This window comes from Achromobacter sp. DH1f (assembly GCF_000633435.1).
GTDB lineage: Bacteria > Pseudomonadota > Gammaproteobacteria > Burkholderiales > Burkholderiaceae_B > Achromobacter > Achromobacter deleyi.
On record NZ_AYMF01000054.1, the window covers coordinates 13826 to 30935 of the forward strand.

Sequence of the window (17110 nt, forward strand, 5' to 3'; positions counted from 1 at the left end):
TCGAAGACTTAGCCTACGAAAATGTAGTCTGACACTTTAAATGAGCAATGGCGATCGGCGTGGCGCCGACCGCCAGCAGGGTGCCGCGGCGCGTCAGCGGGGGATCCCCGTGTCGAAAACGTTGCCTACGAAAATGTAGTCTGACACTTTAAATGACCATCAACCGCCATAGCATTGTGCGTAAGTAAAGTCGACCAGGCGCTTGTCTGAGGCATCCTGTGGCGTGGACGGCTCTACCTGGAAATGCCCGAACATGTCGTCGTTGCAGATCCTCACGTTCTTGCGCTGCGCACCTTCCTGCAATACGCAGGAGCCGCCAAAACTGTGATTGCTCCCAGCGACGCCAACGGGCAGATCAATCAGCTGGCTGCAACCGATGATTCGGCCTTTTTGCTTCTGATGCGCCAACGATTGGTTGAACGATTCAACGCGGGCGTTGGGATCACGAATCGGCACGACATTGACGCATTCGCCACTAGCGGTTTGGTTGCCCGGCAGCTTGCAGTCTGAGTACACCTCGCCGTTGGCAATATGTTTTTCATTACGCGCCAGCATGGCGATGCGGGCTGTGTATGCCTGCTGCAGGCACGCGATGTCTTGACACATGTCACGAGCGTATTTGATCCAGTTGCGCTGTTCTTTAGCCAACGCTTTCTTGCCATAGGCATCGGTTGCGGCCTGTGCTGTTTCATAGGCCCCTTGCAATTTCCCATCCAGCGCGGATGTCTCGGCATCGCTGCAGATCAACCGTTCCGTCGTGCTCACGGCCTTGTTGCAATCAAAACTGGCGGCCTGGGCGCCAGTCCATAGCGTTGCAAGGCCCAACGTCAAGAGAAGCTTCATCGCAGCGGTAGACCGTATCTTCAGTGCGTAAGCGGGTGAGCGTGTGGAATGCGGCTGGGTCATGATCCTATCTTCTCAAGTTGGATGTCGACGATGTCTTGCGTACAGCGCGACACATCTGCCTCGTGCCACGTCAAATCAGCTTGACCGAGCTAATGCGCATCTGGTCTTGTGATCTTGTCGCTGGAGCATCAGAGGCATTCTTATTTAGATACCCGGCTCAGTTTTTACCAGATTCAGGCAGGCGTCTGTGCCTTTACCAACTGAAGCGGCAGGCAGATCAAGGCGACCGGCCCGAAGGGGATGATCAGAAACCCATACGGGCCCGCCCAGAACGGCATCGCGCGGCCGCTTCGGCGCCGCCGTCGTAGACGTAGCCTGGCACCTTGAATTCCCCGCATCGACACTTCGATCAGGAGGTCGCCAGTAGTACCGAGGTCAGCGCTACGGTGCCTCGATCTCTTTTTCCTTCTGCTTCTCTTTGTCCTTTTTTTCGCCATCGTAGTGAGACTTGATGGCGAGGAACATGCCGGTGCCCAGCACGAGAAGCTTGAACGTACCGAAGATTACGGGGACCCAAAAATTCATCATTGCCTCAAAACGCTGCTTCAGGTGGGGAGGGGCGAGCGTGAGCGCCATACTCCCTGTAGACGCTCAAATTCTACCGCCAAATTCCATACAACCTGTTGAATGGTTCTTGTTGTATGGTTTTTTGGTATTTTTATCGTTATAAAAATCCATACATAAGGGAATATGGCCTCACTTGTGTCATGTTTGAAAAAACAAACATGTCTGAAGTGAGGTCCCCTGCAGCAGCCTCTGGCGAGCGATACCCCTCAATCTCCCAGCCGAACTTCAGCGCGGCGCAGCACCGGTCATTCGATCCGGATGTTGCCGTCCTTGATCACCTTCGCCCATTTGTCATGCTCTGCCTGCACGAACGCGGCGAAGTCGGCTTGGCTGCCGACTTTGGGTTCGCCGCCTTGCCGGCGGATCTGGTCCGCGACGGCGGGGGAGGCGAGCAGTTGCTCGGTCTCGTCATGCAAGCGGGCCACGATGGCAGGGGGCACCTTGACCGGGGCGAACAGCGCGAACCAGCCTTCCACCGAATAGCCGGGCAGGCCGGCTTCGGCGATGGTCGGGACGTTGGGCAACAAGGGCGAGCGCTGCGCCGAGGTCACGCCAAGCGCGACCAGCTTGCCGGCCTGGATGTGCGGCAGGCACACAGGCAGGTTGCAGAACATCACTTGCACGCGGTTGCTCATCAGGTCCGGCAAGGGCTCGGCGCCGCCTTTGTAGGGAATGTGCACCATGTCGGTCTTGGACAGGGACTTGAACAGCTCGGCCGACAAGTGCTGGCTGCCTCCCGCGCCGCTGGAGGCATAGCTGTAATTGTTGGCCTTGAGTTCTTCGATCAGGCTTTTGACGTCGCGCGCCTTGACCTGCGGACTGACGACCAGCACGTTGGTCACCGAGGCGACGTTGGCGACAGGCACGAAGGCCTTCATCGCATCGAACTTCAGGTTCGGGTAGAGGCTGGGATTGATGGCATTGGTGCTGGCCGCGCCCATCAGCAGCGTGTAGCCGTCGGGCGCGCTTTCCGCGACGTACCCCGCACCGATGTTGCCGCCGGCTCCGGCCTTGTTCTCGACGACGATTGCGGCGCCCAGGCGCTCTGACAGGCCCGTGGCCACGACCCGGGCCAACTGGTCGGTGGCGCTGCCCGGGCCGAAAGGCACGATCAGGCGGATGGGCTTGTTTGGATACTGGGCGTCCGCGGCGTGCGCGGGCGGCGTGGCGGCCATGGTCAGAATGCCGGCCATCGTCAGGCCCGCGGCAAGTGCTGCCCTGCGGTGTTTCTGCATGAACATTGGTGTTCCCCTTGAGCTATGTGTGCTTCGCCCGCGCTATCCCGCGCGTGGCGGCGAATTCATAGTAAGGAGCGCCTATTCATAGATCCAATACAAATACTCCCGCGTATTAAGACGAAAATCGACCTTATCTGTTGAAGGGCGGATCGCGGTCGCCAGAGAGGTGCCTGGCCGCCATTCTCGCGCCAGGTCGGGATCGGCGGGCACGGCAAGGCGTTCCGGTCGGATTGACTGCGCCTCGGCGTTGACAACACATAACTGAAAAGTTATAAATCAACCCATAACTTTTTGGCTATGAATTGGGCGAGATCAGCGTATGGATAGGGAGCCGGCTCGTGTTCTGTTTACCGCCTTGGGCGATTCGACCCGGCGGGCGATTTTTCAGCAGCTCACGCTTGAGGGTGAGCTGACGGTCGGCCGCTTGACCGATCACGCCGGCATTTCCCAGCCGGCCGTCTCGAAACACCTGGCGGTGCTGCGGCACGCCGGGTTGGTGGAGGGGCGCAAGGAAGGGCGCGAAACGTACTACCACGCCACGTCGCAGGGGCTGGCCCCCTTGATCGACTGGCTGCAAGTCTATGGCGTCTTCTGGCGTGACCGGCTTGATGCCTTGTCCGACGTGCTGGACAGGATGGACACATGATGGCGGCGCAAGATTCGCACAGCCTGGTGTTCAACAGGACCTTGCGGCATCCGCCAGAAAAAGTGTGGCGCGCGCTGACGCAGTCGTGGCTGATAGAAGAATGGCTGATGGCGAACGACTTCGTTGCCGAGGTCGGCCATCGTTTCACCGTGCGCGCGGCGCCGCTGCCGGGATGGTCGGGCATCACGCACTGCCAGGTAGTGGCGGTGGAGTCGCCGCGATTGCTGGTCTATCGCTGGGGCGATGGCACCGAGTCGGCCAGCGGCTTGCAGACCACGGTCACGTGGACGCTGACGCCCGAAGGGGGCGGCACGCGGCTACGAATGGAGCAGTCCGGCTTTCCGTCGCCGACCGCGCTCAGCTATGTGCGGCTGGGCCAGGCGTGGGCACGCTTTCTCGACAGGCTCGATAGCGTCGTGTCTCGCATCAGCGACTGATCACTCGTTTTCTTTTTTTCTTTTCGGAGGCTGGCTGTCGGCCTCCGTGGCCAGGCTCGTCCTGCAAAAACGTCAGGCGGGAATTGTTTATGGAGCATTGCATGTCGAACGTCCAGATCGCGGTCATCTACCACAGCACCTATGGCCACACCGCCAGGCAGGCGCACGCCGTGCGGGCCGGTGTGGAACGGGTCGAAGGCGCGCACGCGCTGCTGCTGACCACGGAACAAGCCCAGGCCCGCTGGGACGACCTGGCACAGGTGGACGGCATCATCTTTGGAACGCCCACCTATATGGCCAGCGTTTCCGCGGCGTTCAAGACCTTTCAGGAAGCGACGTCGCCCGCCGTGCTGTCCAAGGGGGCCGCCTGGCAGAACAAGCTGGCCGCCGGGTTCACGAACTCGGGCGCGCACGCGGGCGACAAGCTGGCCACGCTGATCCAGCTTGCCTTGTTTGCCGCGCAGCATGGCATGCACTGGATCAACATGGCCTTGCCCCCGGCCAACAACTCGGCGACCGGTTCCGAGCGCGACTTGAATCGCCTGGGCTTCTGGCTGGGGGCCGGCGCGCAATCCAACGTGGACCAGACCGCGGACACGGCGCCGCCGGAATCCGATCTGGAAACGGCGAGCCATCTGGGGCAGCGCGTGGCGCAGGTGGCGCTGCAGATGGCTCGCGGCCGGGCAAATCAATAACCCAGCGCCCCGCCCGCCGGCGCCCGATTGTCGTGGCCGCCGAAGATCAAGCCGCGTTTTTCGTCCACCACGATGGCGTCGGCCACGCTCCAGTTTTCTTCCGTCTTAAAGCGGTGGCCCATCTTTTCGAGCATGGCCTGGGTGTCGGGCGACAAGGCGCCGGCTTCCAGGTAGGCCGTGTCCGGCAGCCACTGGTGATGGATGCGCGGGGCGTCGACGGCGGCTTGCACGTCCATGCCGTAGTCGATGACGTTGAGGATGGTCTGCAAGGTGGTGGTGATGATGCGCGGGCCGCCGGGGCTGCCGGTCACCATGAATACCTTGCCGTCCTTGAGCACGACCGTGGGCGTCATGGAGCTGAGCGAACGCTTGCCCGGGGCAATGGCGTTGGCCTTGCCTTGAATCAGGCCGAACACATTGGGCGCACCCACCTTGGCCGTGAAGCCTTCCATGGTGTCGTTCAGGAAGAAGCCGGCGTCACCCGCGACTTTGCCCGTGCCGAAACGCAGGCCCAGCGAGTAGGTGACCGAGACCGCGTTGCCGGCCTTGTCGACGATGGAGTAATGCGTGGTGTGGTTGCCTTCCTTGACCGGCACGCCGCCCTTGATGTCGGACGAAGGGGTGGCGCGGGCCGGGTCAATGCTGGCCAGGACCTGTTTTGCGTAGGACTTGGAAATCAGGTTGTCGACCGGATTCTGGACGAACCGCGGATCACCGAGTTCGACGTTGCGATCGGCGAAGGCGCGGCGCAGGGTTTCGATATACAGGTGGGTGCTGGCTGCCGACCGCAAGCCCATGTCCTTGAGCGACACGTTCTCAAGCACGTTCAGGCTTTCGCACAGCGAGATGCCGCCTGAACTGGGCGGGGCGGCCGAAACCAGGGCGTAGCCCCGGTAGTTGCAGTGAATGGGCTTGTAGACCAAGGCCTTGTACTGCGAGAAGTCTTCCGCGGAAAAGATGCCGCCGCCCGCCTTGCTGGCGCGCACGGTTTCGTCGGCGATCCAGCCGCCGTAGAACGATTGTGGCCCTTGGTCTGCGATGGTTTGCAGGGTCTTGGCTAGGGCGGGTTGGCGGAAGCGTTCGCCCGCGCGGTAGGGCCGGTCTCCGTTCAGGAAATACTTCTTGGCGTAGGTATCCGTCTTGGCGAACGTGGTCAGCAGATCGGCGTGCTCGACGACGTCGTCCCACTGGGTCAGCACGTAGCCATCGCGCGCCAGTGCCACGGCGGGCATCACCAGTGATTTGCTGGGCAGGCTGCCAAAGTGTTCGCGCGCATATTCCAGCCCGGCGACCGTACCGGGCACGGCGGCGCCCAGCCAGGACCGCGATACCACTTCCTTGCGCACGTTGCCGTCCTTGTCCAGGTACATGTCGGCGCTGGCGGCCAGCGGCGCGGCTTCGCGGAAATCGACCATGGTCTCGCGGCCATCGGCCATGCGTATGACCAGGAAGCCGCCGCCGCCGAGGTTGCCGGCCTGGGGCAGGGTGACCGCCAGCGCATAGCCCACGGCGACGGCGGCATCCACGGCGTTGCCGCCTTGTTTCAGTACATCCACGCCGACCTGGCTGGCCAGCTTGTGGGCGCTGACCACCATGCCATTTTCTCCTTGGGCGGGAGGCGGTGATACCGCCTGTGCGGGTACGGCAAGAAGCAGCGCGCCAGCGCTGGCAATGGACGCGAACAGCGGACTACGGATAAGGCAGTGCATGCAATGTCTCCTGATTATTATGGGTGTCGGCGCGCCCGGCGAGGGACGCTCCGCGCAGCCATTCTGGAAGCGTGCCGGGCGGGCCACAAACGAAAAAAAATCCCGACGTCATTCCATGGCGGCATGCTGCAGCGCAAAAGCGACTGGAGTCCGGAGCCATGGCAGCGCGGTGTGGCCCGTGACAATCGTCAAGACGTCAGGCCTGGACAAGGCGGCAGGTCAGGCGCCCGCCCACACCGTCGGACGACGCGCATGCCAAGGCATTGTTTGCTCCAGCTGTCCGGCCAGGCGCAGCAGCACGTCCTCGCGGGCAAAGGCGGCTGCGAACTGCATGCCGATGGGCAGGCCGCTGCTGGCGGCGGTTGCCATGGGGACGGACATGGCGGGCGTGCCGGCCACGTTGAATATCGGCGTGAACGGCGAGTGCCGAAAGACGCGCGCCGTCCATTCCAGGCCATTCATTTTGGCCGCGCCGTCGCTGTACGTGCCCAGCGGCTGGGGCAATTGGGGCAGGGTGGGGGTCATCAGCACATCGACACGCTCGAACCAGCCGGCCACCGTCCGGGCTACGCGGTTGCGTACTTCCAGGGCACCGGCGAAGTCGGATGCGCGTGCCTGCAGGCCATAGGCGTAGCAGGCCAGCGTCGACGGTTCCAAGGTGCTGGCATCGATGCGGCGGCCGGTGGCCGACGCCAGGCCGTCAATCCAGCGCACCAGGGTGGCGCACCAGATCTGTGCGTTGGCATGCACGAAGGCTTCCCAGGACACGCCCAGGTCGAAGGACGCTTCTTCGATCTGATGGCCCTGCGCCTGCAAGTGCAAGGCCGCAAGCTGCGTGGCTTGCGCGATGTCGGCATCTACCGCGCCGGCATTCCAGGGCGTGCGCAGCAGGCCGATTCTCAAGCGCCCCGGGTCACGGCCGACCTGCGCCAGAAAGCGCTCGGCGGGTGCCGGCGTGTAGTAGGGATCGCCAGGTGATTGGCCCTGTATGGCGTCCAGCAGCGCGGCGCTGTCGCGCACCGTGCGGCTCAGGCCCAGCTGCACGCCGAACCCGGCGAACACTTCGTCCAGGCCGGGGCCGTGCGAACTGCGCCCGCGTGTGGGCTTCAGCCCGAACAGCCCATTGAACGCGGCGGGCACGCGGATGGAGCCCGCGGCATCGGTGGCATGCGCCAGGGGCACGATGCCTGCCGCGACGGCGGCGCCCGCGCCGCCGCTCGACCCCCCGGCGCTGAGCAGCGGATTCCAGGGATTGCGAGTCGGCCCTACCAGCGCCGATTCGGTTTCGGTGCTGAAGGCCATTTCGGGAGTGGTGGTGCGGCCGATGGTCTGCAGGCCTGCCGCCTTGAATCGGCTCATCAAGTACGAGTCTGCCGGGGCGACCAGACCCGCCGCCAACCGGCTGCCCAGCTCGCTGCGCCGCCCCGCGTACGAGACGGCCAGATCTTTGATGAGAAAGGGCACACCCGCCAGCGGACCGCTCGCCGGGGGCTGGGCAACGTCTGGCTGCCAGTGTTCGATGACCGCGTTCAGGCGCGGGTTCACCGTTTCGATGGCTGATGCTGCCAAGGCGGCCAGCTCGGCGGCGCTGACGTCGCCGCGGGCAACCAACTGCGCGAGGCCCACACCGTCGTGGGCGCTGTATTCGTTCAAATTCATGGTTTGTTCCTGAGTAGGGGTAGAGCAAAGATATCGGCTGGCAGCCGGTTTTATTAGCCCGTTTCAGTGGCAAGGATTGAACCGTTCATGGGACAATCTGACGATGAACCGTGATATGAACGACACGCTGGTGTTTGTGCGCGTGGTACAGGCCGGCAGCTTCACTGCCGCGGCCCACGCGCTGCAGATGCCCAAGACCACCGTGAGCCGACGCGTCATGGCGCTGGAGCGCTTTATCGGTGTGCAATTGCTGCGACGCTCTACGCGGTGCCTGAGCCTGACCGAGGCGGGCGCCGTGTATTTCGAGAAGTGCAAGCAGGTGGCCGAAACGCTGGAAGCGGCCGAGTCCGCTGTCCAGCAGCTGCGTGACGGGCCTCGCGGATGGCTGCGCGTGACCTTGCCGTACTCGTTCGGCGTCAGCTGGTTTGCGCCATTGATTGCGGGCTTCAGAGCCCGTTACCCGGACATCCGGCTTGAGTTGCTGGCCTCACACGAGACGCTGGACCTGATCAAGGAAGAACTGGATGTGGCCCTGCGATTGGGGGCGCTGCCGGATTCCTCGCTGGTGGCTCGCCGCCTGGGCGGCTTTCCCACCGGCATCTACGCCAGCCCGGCCTACCTGGATCAGCACGGCTGCCCCCAAAACCCTGATGATCTGGGCGATCACAAGGTGCTGTCCCTGCATCAGGGACAGCAGGACGTGGGGCATGTCTGGCCCCTGCGCCAGGGTAGCGGCCGGCTGCGCGGCTATCTGGTGAACCCGGTGGTGATCGCGTCCGATCCGGCGCTGCTGCGCGATGCCGTGCTGGCCGGCGAAGGACTGACCTTGGCAATGGAAGCCAGCATGGCGGCCGATGTGGCCGAAGGGCGGCTGGTGCGGGTGCTTGCCCAATGGCAAGGACCCGTCCAGGAATTCCACGCCGTCACCCCGCGCGAGCGGCTGCCGTCGCCGAAGCTCAAAGCCTTCATCGACTACCTGCGCGAAGCTATCCGGCAGTAGGTGGCTGCGGCAGGCGCAGCGGCGTGGCGTCGGGAATTTTCAGCGTGTAAACGCTTAATGTTCCAGACAGGGAGAACCGCCTACAGTATTGAACGCATCGATTTCACGGTGCGATCAGGAGCGAGGCAATGAGAACAGGAAGATTCTTTTCATATATCAAATGGGGGGTGCTGTGCGGGCCGTTGCTGTTGGCCGCGAACGGCTGTGCCACCCGCGAAGCCGCCAGTCCCCCGCCAGCGAAAGTGTCCAAGCTGGAGGCGCCGGTGAAGCGGGTCGCGGATCAGGTGCTTGCCGTGAAGGGGGCGGCTGGCGTGGGAGATCTTCCGCTGTATGCGTCGATGGACATCGTGGCCGCGGCCCCGAAGGTCTCGACCGTGCTGATCGTCATTCACGGCACGCTGCGCAATGCGGATACCTACTTCGACACCGGCAAGGAAATCCTGTCGGGAGCCGGCAAGCCGGACGGCAGCGTGCTGGTGGTGGCGCCGCAGTTCCTGACCGCGCCGGACGTCAAGCAATTCTCGATGCCGCCGCAGACCTTGATGTGGACGCAAGAGGGCTGGAAGAGCGGCGAACCTGCCATCGGGCCGGCGCCGATCAGTTCATTCGAGGCGATTGATGCCTTGCTGGATCACTTTGCGGACAAGCGTCTTTATCCCGCGCTGCGCAATGTCGTGGTGATGGGGCACTCGGCGGGCGCGCAGATCGTTCAACGTTATGCCGTGGTGGGCCAGGGCGGCACGTTGCTGGCGCGCAAGGGCGTGCCCGTGCGCTTCGTGGTGGCGAACCCTTCCAGCTATCTGTATTTCAGCGACCAGCGGCCCAACCCTGCGCCCGCCGGCACGTGTCCCGCCGCGACGAAGTGGAAGTACCAGCTTGAGGGCGGGCCGCCCTACGTGGCGTCGCAGAACGCGGACGAGGTCGAGGCCCGCTATGCCAAGCGGCGCGTGGAATACCTGTTGGGCCAGGCAGACACCGATCCCTATACCCACTTCATCGATCGTTCATGCGGCGGCATGGCGCAAGGCCCCAACCGGCTGGAACGCGGCCTTGCCTATTTCGACTACCTGAAGAGCCGGCATCCTGCGGGGCTGAATCAGCGCGTCGTGCAGGTGCCTGGGGTGGGCCACAATAACCTGGGGATGTTCACGTCGGTGTGCGGGATGGCCGTGCTGTTTGATCGTCCCGTGCCGGCGAGTTGTCCGGTGGTGGGGCGGCCCGGGCCGCGCACCAACGCTGGGTCGCCACCGAGCCGGCGACCGCCAGGATGATCGGCACCAGGAAAGCCTGATCGACCCGCGTGAATTCCAGGATCAGGACGATGGCGGTCAGTGGCATGCGCATGGACGCCGCCAGGAACGCCGCCGCGCCCACCACGGCGTAGGCGCCGGGGGGCGCGTCGGGCCAGACCAGGTTCCAGGCCGCGCCTAGCACGACCGCCAGCAGGGCGCCGATAGCGATGCCGGGCGTGAGCAGGCCGCCGCTGGCGCCCGCACGCAGCGAACCGCTGGTGATGGCCAGCTTCAGGACGAGCAGCAGGGCGGCCGTGCCCAGCGTCAGTTCGCTGCTGAAGCCCAGCTGTGCCGGACCCTTGCCGTTGCCCAGCAGGGCCGGCAGAAAGATCGCCAGGACGCCGATCAGGGTGAAGTTGACGAACGCCGCGACCGGCAGCCGCCACCCGCGAGCGGCCTGGCGCCGCGCGGCAGAGGTCAACTGCACGAAACCCTGGGCCGCGATGCCGAAGAGGGGGCCGGCCACGGCGGCCCAGACAATCAGGCTGGCGCCGGCGGTCATGGGCGGCACCGCGTACTGGATTTCGTTGCCCAGGCCGATCCACGCGATGACGGCGCCGATGCAGCAGGTCACCAACGCGACGGCGGCGGCAGGCCAGGCAAATGTGCCCAGCAACACTTCCAGCACGAACAGCGCCGCGCCCAGCGGCACGTTGTAGACGGCGGCCAGGCCTGCGCCCGCGCCGCACGCCACGATCAGGCGGTGCTGGTCGGCCGGCAGGCGCAGCCATGTCGACACGCCGCTTGCCGCCAGCGCGCCGACTTCTCGTGGCGCGACTTCGCGGCCCAGCGGCGAGCCCAGCCCCACCGTGATGATCTGCAAGACGGCATGCGCCAAGGTGGTCTTGGCCGGCATGCGCGCGGCCGGGTTCTGCACGGCCTGCGTCACGCTGATGAGCGGCCTGCCGAACCGGTAGATGAGCCACCAGCCACAGCCCGCCACGAGGCCGCACAGCATCAGGACGGCCAGGCGCCGACTGTCGCTGGCGCCTTCCACGCCTTGCAGGAAGGTCTCGGGGCCGATGATGCGATCCAGGCTGTAGCCGTAGGCCAGGTGCTGCACGGCGTGCAGCAACATGCCCAGCAGCATGCCGCCCAGGCCGGCGGACAGGCCGGTCAGCAGGATGGCGAGCAGCAATCGTGTACGAGCGGTCTGGTCGTCGGCAGGCGTGTCGTTCATGCCAGGGGCGATTCCTGTCGGTGGCGGATGGGGGCGGCCGCCAGGGGTGGATGATGATGGACGGTAGGCCAGGCGGCGTCAACGAATCGTTAAGAGCTGCGCTGTTTCAGCGCCGGACTCTTGCGCAATCGCGGCGCCGCGAATTCGATGAAGGACTTTACCCGTGCCGGGGCCCTGCCGCCGCCGACATAGACCAGATGCACCGGTACCAGTGCAGGTTCGTAGTCGGTCAGAATCGCTTGCAGCCGTCCCTGCGCAAGCAGGTCCTGCACCTGGTAGGACAGCGCCCGAATCAGCCCGTGGCCGGCCAGCGCGGCCTCGATCGCCACTTCCTGCGAATTCACGGTCAAGCGAATTTCCGGTTGCGGCGGTTGATATCTGCGTGAGCCGTTGGGCGCCGGGAACAGCCATTGGGCCATGCGCACGTCGTACGCCATGGCCACGGCGCGGTGCGCGGCCAGGTCGTTGAGGGTGCGGGGTTCGCCATGCCTGGCCAGATAGTCCGGCGAGGCCACCACCACGTGCCGCAGCGCGCCGACGTGCACGGCGGTCAGGCCGGAGTCGGACAGGTGGCCGATGCGCACCGCCACGTCGATTTCGTCGGCAACCAGGTTGAGCACTTGATAGGTGAATACCGCCCGCACGCGCATGGTCGGGTAGGCCGCGAGGTAGTCGAGCAGCAGGGGCGCGACATGCAGTCGGCCGAACGAGACGGGGGCAGTGATGGAGATTTCGCCTTCGGGCAGCGCCTGCGCGGTGCGGGCCGACATTTCGGCCTGGCCGATCAGGGCCAGGATGCGGCGGGCGTCTTCGGTGAAGCGGATGCCGGCTTCGGTCAGGCGGACTTTGCGGGTGGTGCGTTCAATCAGGCGAACGCCCAGTTGGCGTTCCAGGGCGGCGATGGTGCGTGTGACGGCCGGCGCGGAAATCGCCAATTGCCGGGCCGCCTGCGCGAACCCGCCGGCATCGGCCACTGCCACCACGACCCGCAGCTGTTGAATGTCCGTCATTGCAGAATGCGTAATTCTGAAATACCGCCGGCAGGGATACCCACGGGGGGCGGCCTTCGGAATAATGGCTGCGAAGGCAATCTGATTCTATCGCTATCAGGCGCGGCCGCAACCCTCTGGCCCGCGCGCCCAGGAGGATGTCATGAAAGTGATCAACCTGACCGAAGGCATGCGTTTTGGTATCGGGGTGGATGGCCTGACCGAAGAGGCCCGCGCGACGGCCATCGATTTCGACGGGGTCGTGCAGGGCAGTGATGGCCAGGGCGGGCAGTTCGTCACGTCGGATGTGCGCATCATCGAATCGCAAGAGGCGTTGATGGAATCGATGAATCTGTCGGTCGCCGCCAGCGTGCATTACCTGCCGGTGGGCGAGGCCAACGCCAAGTTCTCGTTGGCGCAGCAGCATTCGGTGAATCACTATTCCCTCTACATCCTGTTTTCGGCGAGTGTGCGCAATGCGCCCCGCCATATGTCGGGCGCACGGTTGACGCCTGCCGCCGCCCAAGCCTATCGCAATGACCCCGAAGACTTTCGCCTGACCTACGGCGACTATTTCATCGACGAGGTCCACAGTGGCGGCGACTTCTATGGCGTGTTCGTGTTCGAGACTTTCGACGACACCAGCCGCTCGGCGCTGAAGACATCGCTGGATATGTCGATTGGCAATTTCATGGCGGGCGGCGACATCAACCTCTCGTTCCAGAACACCATCGAAGAGGCCAAGAAGCGGTCGTCGATGCAGATTCGAGTGGTCATGGCAGGCGGCTCAGGGCAGGAAAACCCGACCAACATGCAGGAACTGAAAGAGCTGTACCGAACCTTCAACCAGGCGGTCAGGGATCATCCGGTGGATTTCAAGGGCACGCTCAAGGAATTCCGCTACCTGCCCATGCCGGCCGGCCCCAGCTGGGCCGAGCGCGCGGTGCGTGACGACACGATCAAGGAATGCGGCAAGCGCATCGTCGAGGGCATCGCGTTGCGGTCGAACCTTGATTTCATCCTGCGTTATCCCGAGCAATTCGAGACGCCAGACATCGAAACGCTCAAAGCGGCGTACCGCGACGTGGACGCGCTGCTGCCCAGGCTGGCCGCAAGGGCGGGGGAGTGCTCGCGGGATCTGTCCCACTGCACGCTGGAAGGCACCCAGCCCGTGAGGGTCGATCTGCCCAAGCGCAAGGAAGATGCCGGCGATCCGCTACAGGTGAAGTGGCGGGACATTCTCGAACATGATGCGCGGGCAGCTCCCTGGGTAGCCGAGGCCAATCTGAAGACGCCCCTGGCCAACTACGACCGCGGGCCGCGAGGCGGCCGCTACAAGCTGTTCGTGGGGGCGAACGGGCCCACGGGTGGCCTGTTCTGGCACCCGGACCTGGGCGCGCACGTGGTGTACGGCGCGATATTCCAGGAATACCTCAAGCGAGGCCATTGCGAAGGCCCGCTCGGCTACCCCCGTACGGACGAGGCGACCATCGAAGGCATGCTGGTCGACGGGCTGGACCGGATCAGCATCTTCGAACGCGGACAACTGTGGTGGGACCAGCAATCGGGCAAGGTATCCGATCAACGGCCGCCCAGCCGGTTTCTGGTGAAACTCGATCTGCAGGATCATGCGGTGAAGATGCAGGACGTCCTGAAGAACCCAGGACGCATCGCGATCCACCAGCTCGTTGCGCGCAATGCGCTGCGCCCGCGCTGACGGCGGCATCGCCGTCATTCAAGCAGGACTTCGGCCCACTTGAGGAGCCTATCCATGAGCACACTGACATCTCGATTGTTCACCCAGGCCGACCCGGTCACGTTCCAGCGCCTGGAAAACTGTGCGAACGGCGTGCCCAATGAAGTGGCCAGCCACTTCGCCATGGGGCAGCAGGGAGAACACATCCGGCGGGTGCAGACTGCCCTGAGCACGATTGCCGACCGGCTGCCGGAACTGGGCATCGGCGCCGTGACGGTCAACGGCAGCTACGACGCCGCGTTTGCCAACGCCGTGGCGCGCTACAAGCAGGCGCGCCGTATCCTGAATTACGCCAACCAGGTCGACAACATCGTGGGACGCAAGACCCTCGCCAGCCTGGACCAGGACGTCGCCACCCTGCAAGATCGCCCGCGACTGCCCCATCAGATGCCGATCGATCCGCGTCCGCGGCCCGCAGGCTCATGCCTGCCGGTGGATCAATGCCCGTACAGCCAGTCGTTCACGTTGCAGATGCTGGGCGGCCTGACGGGCGGCGAGGTGATGGAGGGCGGGGTGTATCTGTTCGACATGCACGATGTGGCCAATGACCTGGCTGCGCGCTACGTCGGCACGGTGGCGGGACTGGCCGTGCCGGGTCCGATCCCGGTGTCTCCGTCGATCTATGGCAGTCCCACGGCGTTCAGTACGCCGACCCCGGCGCGCGTGACCGACTTCTTCGGGTTCGGAATCCTCTCCGTGACGATGACGCCGCCGTTCCTGCTGTCGGCGTCGCCCGTCACGCTGCGATACCAGGGCCAGTCGGGGCCGAGCCAGACGATGCCGTTCAATCTGGATACCGGACCTGTCAATCTGCCGGGGGCCGGCATCTATGGCGGGCTGTTGCATTCGACCACCACGTGCAATAACGTGCCAGGCGCGCGGCGGGGCGGCGCGGGTTGATGCGCCTGGCGATGGGGCGGCGGCGTCGCCGCCGCAACGCCGAGCTACCTTTGGCGCGCGTCGCGGGCGCGCACAAATCCGGCCATCAGCCCCAGGCAGGCAAAGAGGATCACGGCGTCGACCGCCGTCAACCGGTCCATCAGCCATCCGAAGCCCGGCGCACCGGCGGTCTGGCCGATGGCCAGCGCCAGGAAGGCAAGGGTCACGCCGGTGGCGGGCCGGTCGGGCAGGGCCGACACGCCCCATAGCAGGTAGATGCCCGTGAGCATGATGTAGGCGGCGCCGAACAGCAGGCCGCCGGCCAGTGTCAGGGCGGCCGAGGTGCCGTCGATGCCGATCAGCAGGATGCTGGCCGCCATCGCCGCAAGCGCTGCCCGGTGCACGGGGTTGATGCCGAATCGCGCGATCAGGTGGCCGGCGCTGGCGCCCGCGATGCCGGCCGCGCCGATGGCGGTCCAGAGCAGGCCCGCGCCCGTGCTGCCCCAGTTGAGCCGCAGCGCAACCAGCTGCCCGCCAAAGGACCAGATGGCGGTGCTGGCCGCGCCTGCCAGGCATGCCGCCAGGATCAGGCGTCGCAGCGCGCCGTCCAGCGCGGGCATGCCCTGCGCGGTGGTTGTGGTGGCGGGCGAGGCGCGCGGCAGGATCAAGGCCACGGCGAAGGCCAGGCCGAGCGCCGCCAGGGCAAAGCCCGCGAACGCGTAGCGCCACAGTTCACCCAGCAGCAGCGCCACGGGGCCCGACAGGGCCACGCCCGCGCCGGTGCCGGCGTTGATGAGGGTGTTGGTGGCGTTCTGCCGATGGGGCGGGACGGCTGCGGCCACCGCGGCAGCCAGGGGCGGCGAGACCAGGCCTGTGCTGGAGCCGGCCAGCATGACCGCGCCGGCCAGCCAGCCGGGCGAGGGCGCGATGGCGATGCCCGCCATGCCCGCAGCGGCGATCAGGGCGGCGCCCAAGGCCACATACCGGGCGCCGACGCGTTCGGTCAGCCACGCGGACAGGATGACGGCCACGCAATACGTCAGAAACGCCCCGCCGGAAATCAGCCCGACCAGCGTCGACGACAAGGGCATGTCCGCGCCGATGCGCGGCAGGAACAGGCCGAAGGCAAAGCGTGCGAAGCCGTAGCAGACGGCGATGAGGGCGAAGCCGGTCGCGCCCAGGGAACGGCTCGGGCTCATGAGGATGTCCGTATTGTGGGCAAGCCACCTCCGGAAGCGGGGCCAGGTGAGGGGCTTTCATCTTATCGCGGCGGCTCACAGCACCGGGTCCGCCGTTTGCGTCATCGCGGTGTCATGTCCGGGTCATATCGCCGGGCTAGCCTGCTGGCCGGTGTCGCCTTGTTGGGGCGTGCGCCGGCCCTGTTCCCTTACCCGACGTCCATATCGCCCGATGATAGGTACCCCGGCACCGCTCAGTGTGTTGGCGCTGGTTGGCGTGTGTCTCCTGTGCCTGGCGACGCCCATCCTGGCGGGCGGCTCCGCGTCCGCTTCGGCGGGGTTGTCCGATCCCCTGCGCGGCCAGCGGTATGACTTTGCCTTGCCCGCGCAGCCCTTGGGCGACAGCCTGGAGGCCATCGGGCATGTCGCGGGGGTGGCGGTGCTGGTCGACGAGCGCCATGCGGGTCGGCGCGCACCGGCGCTGGCGGGCCGCCTCACGGTCATGGACGCCCTGCGCCGCCTGCTGGAGGGATCGGGGCTGCGCATTCGCCAGACGGACGGCGAGGCCATCGTGGTCTATGCGCCGTCCGCCGATGGACCGGGGCGTGCCGCCACGGACGCCGGACCCGCATTGCGCGCCGAGGACATTCCCGGCGCGCGGGCCGGCGGCGCCAATTTCAGCGGATATATCGGGCGGCTGCAGAAGGCCGTGTTGCGCACACTGTGCGGCAATGCCGCCGCCCGGCCGGGGGAATACCGCCTGGCGCTGCAACTGCGGCTGGATGACGGCGGGCATGTCGCGCGGATGCGCCTTTTGGACAGCACGGGCAGCAGCCGGGTGGATGCAGCGGTGACACGCGCCATCCAGGGCATGGACGTGGGCGCGCCGCCGCCTGCCGGGATGCCGCAGCCGGTGTCGATCCTGCTGCTGCCCGGCGGCACCCATTGTGCGGCGCCGCGCCGCTCGGGGCCGTGAGGG

At 65.4% G+C, this 17110-nt stretch carries 15 protein-coding genes and 1 pseudogene; 8 read left to right on the forward strand and 8 right to left on the reverse strand.

All coding sequences use genetic code 11. The annotated features are described in order from the left end of the window. Positions 1 to 159: 159 nt before the first annotated feature. The 3 genes from U858_RS0132245 to U858_RS0132260 form a co-directional block, all read right to left on the reverse strand. Positions 160 to 906, reverse strand: coding sequence for a lysozyme inhibitor LprI family protein (locus U858_RS0132245; protein ID WP_232786651.1), 747 nt, complete (start codon positions 904 to 906; stop codon positions 160 to 162). A 381-nt stretch (positions 907 to 1287) separates the two neighbouring features. Next, positions 1288 to 1482: a hypothetical protein gene (locus U858_RS34065; protein WP_042885965.1), complete on the reverse strand. Its 195-nt coding sequence runs from the start codon at positions 1480 to 1482 to the stop codon at positions 1288 to 1290. Positions 1483 to 1718: 236 nt separating this feature from the next. Continuing rightward, positions 1719 to 2714: a tripartite tricarboxylate transporter substrate binding protein gene (locus U858_RS0132260; RefSeq protein WP_051593739.1), complete on the reverse strand. Its 996-nt coding sequence runs from the start codon at positions 2712 to 2714 to the stop codon at positions 1719 to 1721. Between the two features lie 316 nt (positions 2715 to 3030). Between U858_RS0132260 and U858_RS0132265 the strand changes: the two genes are divergently transcribed. The 3 genes from U858_RS0132265 (at position 3031) to U858_RS0132275 (ending at position 4489) form a co-directional block, all read left to right on the forward strand. Next, positions 3031 to 3357 carry a helix-turn-helix transcriptional regulator gene (locus U858_RS0132265; protein WP_025141221.1) on the forward strand — a complete coding sequence of 109 codons (327 nt, stop codon included), beginning with the start codon at positions 3031 to 3033 and terminating at the stop codon, positions 3355 to 3357. Continuing rightward, positions 3354 to 3794 (forward strand): SRPBCC domain-containing protein, encoded by a 441-nt coding sequence (locus tag U858_RS0132270; protein WP_025141222.1) that lies wholly within the window; start codon positions 3354 to 3356, stop codon positions 3792 to 3794. Before U858_RS0132265 ends, U858_RS0132270 begins: the two co-directional genes overlap by 4 nt. Before the next feature lie 101 nt (positions 3795 to 3895). Beyond that, entirely contained in the window at positions 3896 to 4489 is a 594-nt protein-coding gene (locus U858_RS0132275; RefSeq protein ID WP_025141223.1) for a flavodoxin family protein, read from the forward strand. On the opposite strand, the gene ggt is transcribed toward U858_RS0132275, so the two are convergent. Further along, the gene (ggt, locus tag U858_RS0132280; protein ID WP_025141224.1) at positions 4483 to 6198 is read right to left on the reverse strand and encodes a gamma-glutamyltransferase; all 1716 of its coding nucleotides are present in this window, start codon (positions 6196 to 6198) and stop codon (positions 4483 to 4485) included. The two genes, U858_RS0132275 and ggt, sit on opposite strands and share 7 nt — an antisense overlap. Before the next feature lie 219 nt (positions 6199 to 6417). Next, a complete protein-coding gene (locus U858_RS0132285; protein ID WP_025141225.1) occupies positions 6418 to 7857 on the reverse strand; it encodes an amidase in 1440 nt (479 codons plus the stop codon). Positions 7858 to 7972: 115 nt separating this feature from the next. Here U858_RS0132285 and U858_RS0132290 point away from each other — a divergent pair, with 115 nt between their 5' ends. Both U858_RS0132290 and U858_RS0132295 read left to right on the forward strand, forming a co-directional pair. Further along, positions 7973 to 8857: a LysR family transcriptional regulator gene (locus U858_RS0132290; protein ID WP_232786652.1), complete on the forward strand. Its 885-nt coding sequence runs from the start codon at positions 7973 to 7975 to the stop codon at positions 8855 to 8857. A gap of 128 nt (positions 8858 to 8985) precedes the next feature. Further along, positions 8986 to 10095 (forward strand): annotated as a pseudogene (locus U858_RS0132295) (alpha/beta fold hydrolase); the annotation flags it as partial. Here U858_RS0132295 and U858_RS0132300 read toward each other — a convergent pair. Both U858_RS0132300 and U858_RS0132305 read right to left on the reverse strand, forming a co-directional pair. Further along, the gene (locus U858_RS0132300) at positions 10004 to 11329 is read right to left on the reverse strand and encodes a chloride channel protein (protein ID WP_025141228.1); all 1326 of its coding nucleotides are present in this window, start codon (positions 11327 to 11329) and stop codon (positions 10004 to 10006) included. The pseudogene U858_RS0132295 and the gene U858_RS0132300 overlap by 92 nt on opposite strands. Positions 11330 to 11418: 89 nt before the next feature. Further along, the gene (locus U858_RS0132305; RefSeq protein WP_025141229.1) at positions 11419 to 12339 is read right to left on the reverse strand and encodes a LysR family transcriptional regulator; all 921 of its coding nucleotides are present in this window, start codon (positions 12337 to 12339) and stop codon (positions 11419 to 11421) included. A 142-nt stretch (positions 12340 to 12481) separates the two neighbouring features. On the opposite strand from U858_RS0132305, the gene U858_RS34530 reads away from it, so the two are divergent. Together U858_RS34530 and U858_RS0132315 are read left to right on the forward strand one after the other, a co-directional pair. After that, positions 12482 to 14035: an LGFP repeat-containing protein gene (locus U858_RS34530; protein WP_025141230.1), complete on the forward strand. Its 1554-nt coding sequence runs from the start codon at positions 12482 to 12484 to the stop codon at positions 14033 to 14035. Between the two features lie 54 nt (positions 14036 to 14089). Further along, positions 14090 to 14974: a peptidoglycan-binding domain-containing protein gene (locus tag U858_RS0132315; protein WP_157838891.1), complete on the forward strand. Its 885-nt coding sequence runs from the start codon at positions 14090 to 14092 to the stop codon at positions 14972 to 14974. 44 nt (positions 14975 to 15018) lie between these two features. On the opposite strand, the gene U858_RS0132320 is transcribed toward U858_RS0132315, so the two are convergent. Then, complete coding sequence (locus tag U858_RS0132320; RefSeq protein WP_025141232.1) at positions 15019 to 16152, reverse strand: MFS transporter; 1134 nt, start codon at positions 16150 to 16152, stop codon at positions 15019 to 15021. A 211-nt stretch (positions 16153 to 16363) separates the two neighbouring features. Between U858_RS0132320 and U858_RS34535 the strand changes: the two genes are divergently transcribed. Beyond that, complete coding sequence (locus U858_RS34535) at positions 16364 to 17107, forward strand: TonB family protein (protein ID WP_157838892.1); 744 nt, start codon at positions 16364 to 16366, stop codon at positions 17105 to 17107. Positions 17108 to 17110: the final 3 nt, after the last annotated feature.

What these genes read in the sequence shown, in the direction of transcription:
- U858_RS0132290 (WP_232786652.1), top strand. Translation starts at nt 7,973, where the DNA reads ATGAACGACACGCTGGTGTTTGTGCGCGTGGTACAGGCCGGCAGCTTC.
- U858_RS0132305 (WP_025141229.1), bottom strand. Translation starts at nt 12,339, where the DNA reads ATGACGGACATTCAACAGCTGCGGGTCGTGGTGGCAGTGGCCGATGCC.
- U858_RS34535 (WP_157838892.1), top strand. Translation starts at nt 16,364, where the DNA reads ATGATAGGTACCCCGGCACCGCTCAGTGTGTTGGCGCTGGTTGGCGTG.
- U858_RS0132265 (WP_025141221.1), top strand. Translation starts at nt 3,031, where the DNA reads ATGGATAGGGAGCCGGCTCGTGTTCTGTTTACCGCCTTGGGCGATTCG.
- U858_RS0132300 (WP_025141228.1), bottom strand. Translation starts at nt 11,329, where the DNA reads ATGAACGACACGCCTGCCGACGACCAGACCGCTCGTACACGATTGCTG.
- U858_RS0132320 (WP_025141232.1), bottom strand. Translation starts at nt 16,152, where the DNA reads ATGAGCCCGAGCCGTTCCCTGGGCGCGACCGGCTTCGCCCTCATCGCC.
- U858_RS0132285 (WP_025141225.1), bottom strand. Translation starts at nt 7,857, where the DNA reads ATGAATTTGAACGAATACAGCGCCCACGACGGTGTGGGCCTCGCGCAG.
- U858_RS34065 (WP_042885965.1), bottom strand. Translation starts at nt 1,482, where the DNA reads ATGGCGCTCACGCTCGCCCCTCCCCACCTGAAGCAGCGTTTTGAGGCA.
- U858_RS0132245 (WP_232786651.1), bottom strand. Translation starts at nt 906, where the DNA reads ATGACCCAGCCGCATTCCACACGCTCACCCGCTTACGCACTGAAGATA.
- U858_RS0132275 (WP_025141223.1), top strand. Translation starts at nt 3,896, where the DNA reads ATGTCGAACGTCCAGATCGCGGTCATCTACCACAGCACCTATGGCCAC.
- U858_RS0132260 (WP_051593739.1), bottom strand. Translation starts at nt 2,714, where the DNA reads ATGTTCATGCAGAAACACCGCAGGGCAGCACTTGCCGCGGGCCTGACG.
- U858_RS0132270 (WP_025141222.1), top strand. Translation starts at nt 3,354, where the DNA reads ATGATGGCGGCGCAAGATTCGCACAGCCTGGTGTTCAACAGGACCTTG.
- ggt (WP_025141224.1), bottom strand. Translation starts at nt 6,198, where the DNA reads ATGCACTGCCTTATCCGTAGTCCGCTGTTCGCGTCCATTGCCAGCGCT.
- U858_RS34530 (WP_025141230.1), top strand. Translation starts at nt 12,482, where the DNA reads ATGAAAGTGATCAACCTGACCGAAGGCATGCGTTTTGGTATCGGGGTG.
- U858_RS0132315 (WP_157838891.1), top strand. Translation starts at nt 14,090, where the DNA reads ATGAGCACACTGACATCTCGATTGTTCACCCAGGCCGACCCGGTCACG.